Source organism: Oleiphilus sp. HI0061 (assembly GCF_001635675.1).
Window position 1 is genome coordinate 1 of sequence record NZ_LWFE01001786.1, and the last position, 1,603, is coordinate 1,603.

Genomic DNA, 1,603 nt, shown 5'->3' on the forward strand with positions numbered 1-1,603 from the left:
GCAACATTGTTTGACTGCTCAAACAAGACATCCACCATTTTGACGCTTTCTTCAGACAAGGCAGTCATCTTCTCAATCTCAATGCAGGCTTTTTGCGCTTCGGCACGCCCTTATGCAATTTGCTTACGTGAAGTATCAATGTCGGCATGGGTTTCTCGAACTTGCGTTGCAACATCGCTCACGCTGGCACTCAGTTGAGTGACTGCTGCAGCCGAAGAGGAGATTGCCTGCTTTTGTTCCATGGCATTTTTTGCCGAGGTTGAAGCGCTGATCGATAACTCACTCGCCATATGGTTAAACTCAGTAAAGTAACCGTCTCTATGCTGAACAGAGCGTTCTTGATTGAGTAAATAGTGGCGTAGTGCTTCCAGGACGGAGTGTCCAGATCGAGAATGGAGAGGGAGGTCTCGGTGTTGTACACCGTTTTGTTGAAGTAAGCGTGAAACATCTTTGAGAGGTGCAAAAAACTGGTTTCGTTTATAGATCAGGAATATAGATGAGAGCCCAGAAAGAGCAATAAGAAAAACGGTCCAATATGACGAGGGCTGTATTAGCCACGATGTTAGTGTAATGATCGTTAGTAAGGCGATAAAGGGAGTACTGTCTAGTTTCTCAGCCCAAGGCATATTTCGCATGACAAAGCTCCTCTTGGAAATGCCGATGAATTTGAGTGTTTGTATTACAGAGGAGCAAGTACTATGCCGCAGAGTAACTAAGGATTGTTACTGTTTGTAAGGTCTACGGACGACGCTGGTCTTAGCGGGTTTGAGTGTGAGGAGCAATAATAAGGCATAGTTTATTGTTGGGGTTTTTGCCCTACTAAAATGCGAGATGGATCGTTGTGGTGCATGAATTCACACATTAGCTGCTAAATTTTTTTATTCCAACGTGCCTCCTTGGTATTTCTGAACCGCTAAACTTTCGCAGAGCAAGAGGCACTTAAGGCAGGACATACACCCATAAGTCTACAAGATCTAACTCGTCTTATATGCTAGGCGGCAATTAAAGGCTTTACATCGAGTTCACTTCGATTAGCTTCCGCCTGCCACAAATCATATTGTGTTTGCTGATTCAACCAACTTTCAGCTGATGTATTAAACGCAATCGAAAGCCTCACCGCCATTTCAGGGCTAATACCTGCTTTACCGTTAACAATACTAGAGAGTGTTTTTCGACTAACGCCTAATGCTTCAGCCGCTGCAGTGATACTTAGCTCGAGAGGCTCAAGACAAAGCTCTTTAATAATCTCGCCTGGATGTGGAGGGTTGTGCATTAGCATAATTTCACCTCAGTGATAATCTTCGTAATTTACAATTTCTGCATGTTCCCCATNGAAACGGAACGTCACCCTCCAATTCCCACTAACACGAACAGACCAAACATCTGAACGCTTACCAGATAAGGAGTGCAGAAATAGCCCCGGTAAATTCATATCATCTGGGGAAGTAGAAGCATTAAGTCGGCCTAAAATAAGTTTTAAACGCTTAGAGTGCTTTACTTGAATACCTGAAGTTTTTCCTGCTTTGAAGAACTTCTCGAGGCCTTTGTGTTTAAATGATAGAATCATAAGCCGAATTGTAACCTGATACGACTCAGTTATCAA

General features: G+C 43.4%; 3 protein-coding genes. All 3 read right to left on the minus strand.

Annotated features, from left to right (window positions below):
* Nucleotides 1-110: 110 nt before the first annotated feature.
* Nucleotides 111-635: a hypothetical protein gene (locus A3735_RS27255; RefSeq protein ID WP_068512980.1), complete on the minus strand. Its 525-nt coding sequence runs from the start codon at nt 633-635 to the stop codon at nt 111-113.
* Between the two features lie 356 nt (nt 636-991).
* Nucleotides 992-1,273 carry a HigA family addiction module antitoxin gene (locus A3735_RS27260; RefSeq protein WP_369808245.1) on the minus strand — a complete coding sequence of 94 codons (282 nt, stop codon included), beginning with the start codon at nt 1,271-1,273 and terminating at the stop codon, nt 992-994.
* A 15-nt stretch (nt 1,274-1,288) separates the two neighbouring features.
* Nucleotides 1,289-1,603 (minus strand): type II toxin-antitoxin system RelE/ParE family toxin (locus A3735_RS27265; RefSeq protein WP_231882669.1); only part of this gene is annotated, 315 nt, incomplete at its 5' end.

Coding starts and splice junctions, on each gene's coding strand:
- A3735_RS27255 (WP_068512980.1), bottom strand. CDS start 635: ATGCGAAATATGCCTTGGGCTGAGAAACTAGACAGTACTCCCTTTATC.
- A3735_RS27260 (WP_369808245.1), bottom strand. CDS start 1,273: ATGCACAACCCTCCACATCCAGGCGAGATTATTAAAGAGCTTTGTCTT.